We start from the raw sequence: 6,043 nt of genomic DNA, 5'->3' as shown, positions 1-6,043 counted from the left end.
CCCTCGATGAGCGGGACGATGCAGGGGGCCTCGGGGCCGGGCGCGCCGCGGCGGAACCGGACGGCGATCATGCGCCGGCGCCCGCGGTCCGTCCGCGATCGAGCGATGGCGCCGGGCAGCGGTCGCGCTGCCCGGCGCGGGCCGGTGCCGGCATGGGCGTTGCGCCCCTCAGCCCTCGTAGTGCTCCGCCACCAGCCGGTCGAGCAGCCGCACGCCATAGGCCGTCGCGCCCTTGGGCGTGGTCGGCGTGTCCTTGCTGGACCAGGCGGTGCCGGCGATATCGAGGTGCGCCCAGGGCCGGCCCTGCACGAAGCGCTGGATGAACTGCGCCGCGGTGATCGACCCGCCCGGCCGCCCGCCCACGTTCTTCATGTCGGCGATATCGGACTTGATCTGCTTGTCGTACGCCTCGCCGAGCGGCATGCGCCACGCCGTCTCGCCCGTCGCGCGCCCGGCGGCCTCGATGCGGCTGGCCAGCGTGTCGTCGTTGCTGAACAGCCCGGCATGCTCGTGCCCCAGCGCGATGATGATGGCCCCGGTCAGCGTCGCGAGGTCCACCATGAAGCGCGGGTCGAACTTCTCGATGCAGTAGTGGATTACGTCGGCGAGGACGAGGCGGCCCTCGGCGTCGGTGTTGATCACCTCGATGGTCTGGCCGGAGGCCGACTTCACCACGTCGCCGGGGCGCTGCGCGGTGCCGGAGGGCATGTTCTCGACCAGGCCCACGAGCCCCACCACGTCGGCCCTGGCCTTGCGGCCCGCCAGCGCGGCCATCAGGCCGACCACGGTGCCGGCGCCGGCCATGTCCCACTTCATGTCCTCCATGCCGCCGGCCGGCTTGATGGAGATGCCGCCGGTGTCGAAGGTCACGCCCTTGCCGATGAAGGCGAGCGGCTTGCCCTTCTTGCCCTTGGGCGCGCCGTTCCACTTCATCACCACCATGCGCGGTTCCTGCACGCTGCCCTGGGCCACGCCCAGCAGCGCGCCGAAGCCGAGCTTGCGCATCTCCTTGGGTCCCAGGATCTCGACCTCGACGCCGAGCTTGGTCAGCGCCTTGCAGCGTTCCGCGCATTCCGCCGGGGTCAGCACGTTGGGCGGCTCGCTCACCAGGTCGCGGGTGAGGAAGACGCCATCGGCCACCGCCTGCAGCGGCGCGAAGGCGGCCTTGGCCTTGGCGGTGTCGGAGACGGCGACGGCCACGCGCTCGATCTTGGGCTTGTCCTCCTCCTTCTCGGTCGTGCGGTAGCGGTCGAAGCGGTAGGACTTCAGCGCCACGCCCATGGCCAGCGAGGCCGCCAGCGCGGGGGCCAGGCCATCGGCGGCGACCAGCGCCTCGCGTTCCTGGGCCACGGCGCCGGCCAGCGTCCCGCCGGCGGCCTCCGTACCCTGGGCTGCGAGGTCGGCGGCCTTGCCCAGGCCGATCGCGACCACCTTGGACAGCCCCGCTCCCGGCGCCCAGAGCGTCGCGGTCTGGCCCTTGCGGCCCTTGAACTTCGCCGCCTCCAGCCCGCGCGCGATGGCACCGCCGGTGGCCTCGTCGGCCTGCTTCGCGAGGCCGGCGAGCGCGGCCTCCTCGGTCAGCGGCAGCACCAGGGCGCCGCTGCGCGGCAGGGCGGGCTTCACGAAGGCGATGTCGGGCATGGGAACTCCGGACCGGAAGGCGCGTTGGATGTTGCACATTAGGGTCGCCGCCGCGCCCCGGCCAGGGGCGCCCCGCACCGGCGGGACTTGCGGTAGGGGACGGCCGGCGCCACACCGCGCCCATGGACGATGATGCCCTGCTCGCGCTTGCCACGCGCCTTGCCACCGAGGCGGCCGCGGCGATCAACGCCGTGCGCGCCGCCGGCTTCGCGGTGGAGCGCAAATCCGACCGGTCCCCCGTGACGGAAGCCGACCGCATCGCGGAAGCGCTGATCGTGGAGGGCCTGCGCGCCGCCGCCCCGCACATCCCGGTCATCGCGGAGGAGGAGATCGAGGCCGGCACCGCCCCCACCGATCCCGGCCGCCGCTTCTGGCTGGTCGATCCGCTGGACGGCACGCGCGAATTCGCCGCCGGGCGCGACAACTTCGCCGTCTGCGTCGGCCTGGTCGAGGATGGCCGCGCGGTGCTCGGCGCCGTGGCGCTGCCCGCGACGGGCGAGGTGTTCTGGGGCCGGGTCGGCGCCGGCGCCTTCAAGCGCGATGCCGCCGGCGCGCGGCCGATCGCGGTGCGCGCGGTGCCCCCCGGCGGGCTGGTCGTGATGGGCAGCCACCACTACCAGGACGACCCGCGCATGGGGCGCTTCCTGGCGGGGCAACACGTCGCGCGCATCGTCAACATCGGCTCGGCGGAGAAATTCTGCCGCGTCGCGGAGGGCAGCGCCGACCTCTACCCGCGCTTCGGGCGCACCATGGAATGGGACACCGCCGCGCCGCAGGCGGTGCTCGAGGCCGCGGGCGGGACGATCCGGCTGCTGGAGGGCGGCGGGCCGCTCACCTACCGCAAGCCGCGTTGGGAGAATCCGGGCTTCGTGTGCGAGGGCCGGAGCGCATGACGCTGCTGCTGGCCGCGGCGGAGGTGGAGCGCGCCGCCGCACTGCTGCGCGCGGGCGAGCTGGTCGCCTTCCCGACAGAGACGGTCTACGGCCTCGGCGCCGATGCGCGGAACGGACGTGCCGTGGCGGCGGTGTTCGAGGCCAAGGGCCGGCCGCATTTCAACCCGCTGATCTGCCACTTCGCCGAGGCGGAGGCCGCCTTCGCCGAGGCGCTGCCCGACGACCGCGCGCGCGCGCTGGCCGAACGCTTCTGGCCCGGCCCGCTGACGCTGGTGCTGCCGCGCCGCCCGGCCTGCCGGGTGGACCTGCTGGCGGGGGCGGGGCTGGATACGCTGGCGGTGCGCGTGCCGGCGCATCCGCTGGCACTCGCACTGCTGCGCGCGGCCGATGTGCCGGTGGCGGGACCTTCGGCGAACCGCTCGGGCCAGGTCAGCCCGACCACGGCGCAGCATGTGCTGGATGGCCTTTCGGGGCGGATCGCCGCGGTGCTCGATGGCGGGCCCTGCACCGTGGGCGTGGAGAGCACGGTGCTGGACCTGGCCGCCGGGGGTGCCGCGCTGCTGCGCCCGGGCGGCGTGCCGGTCGAGGCGATCGAGGCCGTGATCGGCCCGGTGGCACGGCCGATCCCGGTCTCGGCCGCGGCGGCCACCCGCACGCTGCGCAGCCCGGGAATGATGCTCTCCCACTATGCCCCGGTGCTGCCGGTGCGCCTCGAGGCGACGGAGGTCGCGGCGGAGGAGGCGCTGCTGGCCTTCGGGGAGCCGCTGCCCGGCGCGGGCGCAATCTGGCAATTGAGCGCGGCGCGCGACCTGCGCGAGGCGGCGGCGCGGCTCTTCGCCGGGCTGCGCTGGCTGGATGCGGAGGGCGCGCGGCTGGGGCTCGCGCGGATTGCGGTGATGCCGGTGCCGCAGGCGGGGCTCGGGGCGGCGATCAACGACAGGCTCGAGCGGGCGGCGGCCCCGCGAGAGTGATCTGGCGACAGCGTATTGCCTGGCTGGGCAAGCGCGGGGCAGCGGAGCAACCGGAGGCCATGCAGCCTCGACGGACGGCGGTTCCGCCCCTCCGGCCAAAGGCGCTGTGGCGGTGCACCGCCACGCCGATGGTCGAGGTGACGGGCGGTATCCCTCAGGCGACAGGGGTTTTCAGCGCCACAACCCCCGCCCCGCCAGCCAGCCCTGCACCAGCCCCGCCACCTGGTCCGAATTCCGGTCCATCATGATCATGTGGCTGTTGCCGCGGATGCCCTGCGCCGGCAGGTCCACCACATCGACCTGTCCGCCCGCCGCGCGCACCGCTGCGGCGAAGTCGAGACCCCGCGCACGGATCGTCGGCCAGCGCGCATCGCCTTCGATGAAGTCGCCATAGATCATCAGCACGGGGATCCCGGCGAGTGCTGCCACCTTCTCCGCCAGCCCCGTGCTGGCGGGTTCCACCAGCACCAGCGCGCGCACCATGTCGGGCCATTCCTGCGCCGCGCGCCAGGCGAAGAAGCCGCCCTGGCTGTGCGCCACCACGACGCTCGGCCCGACGCGGCCGAGCAGCGCGCCATAGGCTTCGAGCGTGAGCGCATCCGTGGTCGTGAAGCGCGGCACGCAGCCCAGGATGAAGTTCCGCCAGGAGGCGGCGTCGGCGGGGAATTGCTGGCCCTCGAAGACCCGGCCCTCCTGGGGCGTGCCGGGGCCGATGCGGAAGCGCTCCCAGGGGTTCTCGAGCGTGAGGGTGACCGGCACGCCGCCGGTCTCCTCCGGGATGCGCATCCAGCCGGAACGGCCGCGCTCCACCGCGTCGCTGACCACCACCTCCCAGCCGGCGCGCAGGAAGAAGTGCTGCCAGCCCTCGCGCCCATCGGGAGTGGTCTCCCAGCAGGCGCCGGTCAGCCCGCCGCCGTGCCAGAGCATGAGGGGCACCGCGCCGCGCTTCGGCGCCGGCTCCATCACCTGCGCGTACATGCCGCCGACCAGGTAGGTGCCGTTCGGATCGATCCGCGCCGGCGCGCTGCCGGGCGTGAAGGTGACCTCGCGCGGCGGCTGCCCGGCGACCACCACCTCCCGTCCGGCCACATGGAAGGAAGCCCAGCGCGCAAGGGCGATCGGCGTTTCGGTCATGGTGCTGGCCTTCCCTGCGGGGCGCGGCGGCGGGCACCGCGTTGGGGCAGCATGGACAGGGCACGGCATGGGCTCAAGCCGCGCCGGGGCGCAGGGCGGCACGTCGCTCCGGCGGCATCGCGCCCGCGCGGCGGCGGCGCGATGCATTGACGCCCGGACGCCGCTGGCAGCCCTGCCCGGGCTCCGTCGCGGCCAGCGCCGCGTCGCTTCATGACATGCCGGCCGGGGCCGGGGCTCTGCACGGCGTGCCGCCCGGCGCCGCGGCATCGCGTGACGTGCTCGCACAGCCGCGCCATGATCGGTGCCAACGACACACCCGGGAGAGACTCCATGATACGTCGCCGCACGCTCGCCGCCCTGCCGCTCGCCGGCCTCGCCACACCGCGCCCTGCCGCCGCGCAGGCGCAGCCGGCCGCCTGGCCGAACCGCCCGCTGCGCATGGTCATCCCCTGGCCGCCGGGCCAGCAGACCGACGTGGCAGGGCGCCTGGTGGCGCAGATGCTGAGCGAGCGGCTCGGCCACCCGGTGGTGCCCGACAACCGGCCGGGTGCGGGCGGGCAGATCGGCACCAACCTGGTCGCGAAGGGCACGCCGGATGGCTACACGCTGCTGGCCGGATCGCTCGGCCCGATCACCTTCGGCCCACTGGTGAGCCGCCCGCCCTATGACGTCGAGCGGGAACTGGTGCCGGTGGCGCTGTATGGCGAGGCGCCCTTCATCGTGCTGGTGAAGCCGGATTCACCGGCGCGCGACCTCAAGGGCCTGATCGACATGCTGAAGGCCCGGCCCGGGCACTACACGCACAATTCCTCGGGCGTGGCGGGCGCGCAGCACCTCGTGACCGCGCTGTTCCTGGCCAAGGCGGGGCTGGAGGCGCTGCACGTGCCGTTCCAGGGCAGCGGGCCGGCGCTGGCCGCGCTGCTCGGCGGCCAGGTGGATTTCGGCTTCGACACGCCGGCGGCGGCCGGGCGGCTGGTCTCGGCGGGGCAGTTGCGCGCGCTGGGCGTGACGACCTCGCGCCCCTCGCCGCTGGTGCCCGGCGTCCCGCCGATCGCCACGGCGGGCGGCGGGCTCGCCGACTACCATGTCGATTCCTGGGCATCGGTGATGGTGCAGACCGGCACGCCGCGCCCGATCATCGACCGCCTCGCGGCCGAGATCACCGCGGGCTTCGCCGGCGCGGAGCTGCGCGAGCGCTTCTCCGGCATCGGCATGGCGATCACAGGCGTGAGCGGGCCGGACGAGTTCGCCGCCCGGCTGCGGCGCGACTGGGCGACCTTCCGGCCGGTGATCGAGCAGCTCGGCATCCGGGCGGAATAGGGCGGGCGGTGCCCGCGGCGCCGACCTCGTGCGGCGCGCGGGGCCGTCAGCGCGCGACCAGCGCCTCGGGCGCGGCGCGGGCGG

General features: G+C 74.6%; 5 protein-coding genes. 3 read left to right on the top strand and 2 right to left on the bottom strand.

The genetic code is table 11. From position 1 onward, the window contains the following. Window positions 1–168: 168 nt before the first annotated feature. A complete protein-coding gene (locus HW578_RS21620; protein ID WP_198372786.1) occupies window positions 169–1,641 on the bottom strand; it encodes a leucyl aminopeptidase in 1,473 nt (490 codons plus the stop codon). Between the two features lie 122 nt (window positions 1,642–1,763). On the opposite strand from HW578_RS21620, the gene cysQ reads away from it, so the two are divergent. Next, complete coding sequence (gene cysQ / locus HW578_RS21615) at window positions 1,764–2,534, top strand: 3'(2'),5'-bisphosphate nucleotidase CysQ (protein WP_198372785.1); 771 nt, start codon at window positions 1,764–1,766, stop codon at window positions 2,532–2,534. Then, window positions 2,531–3,505: an L-threonylcarbamoyladenylate synthase gene (locus HW578_RS21610; RefSeq protein WP_198372784.1), complete on the top strand. Its 975-nt coding sequence runs from the start codon at window positions 2,531–2,533 to the stop codon at window positions 3,503–3,505. Before cysQ ends, HW578_RS21610 begins: the two co-directional genes overlap by 4 nt. 171 nt (window positions 3,506–3,676) lie before the next feature. On the opposite strand, the gene HW578_RS21605 is transcribed toward HW578_RS21610, so the two are convergent. Beyond that, the gene (locus HW578_RS21605) at window positions 3,677–4,639 is read right to left on the bottom strand and encodes an alpha/beta hydrolase family protein (RefSeq protein ID WP_198372783.1); all 963 of its coding nucleotides are present in this window, start codon (window positions 4,637–4,639) and stop codon (window positions 3,677–3,679) included. 330 nt (window positions 4,640–4,969) lie between these two features. On the opposite strand from HW578_RS21605, the gene HW578_RS21600 reads away from it, so the two are divergent. Further along, window positions 4,970–5,959 (top strand): Bug family tripartite tricarboxylate transporter substrate binding protein, encoded by a 990-nt coding sequence (locus HW578_RS21600; protein ID WP_198372782.1) that lies wholly within the window; start codon window positions 4,970–4,972, stop codon window positions 5,957–5,959. Window positions 5,960–6,043 lie beyond the last annotated feature (84 nt).

The organism is Roseomonas rosulenta, from assembly GCF_016106005.1.
GTDB classification, from domain to species: domain Bacteria; phylum Pseudomonadota; class Alphaproteobacteria; order Acetobacterales; family Acetobacteraceae; genus Neoroseomonas; species Neoroseomonas rosulenta.
This window is presented reverse-complemented; position numbering and strand designations above follow the sequence as displayed.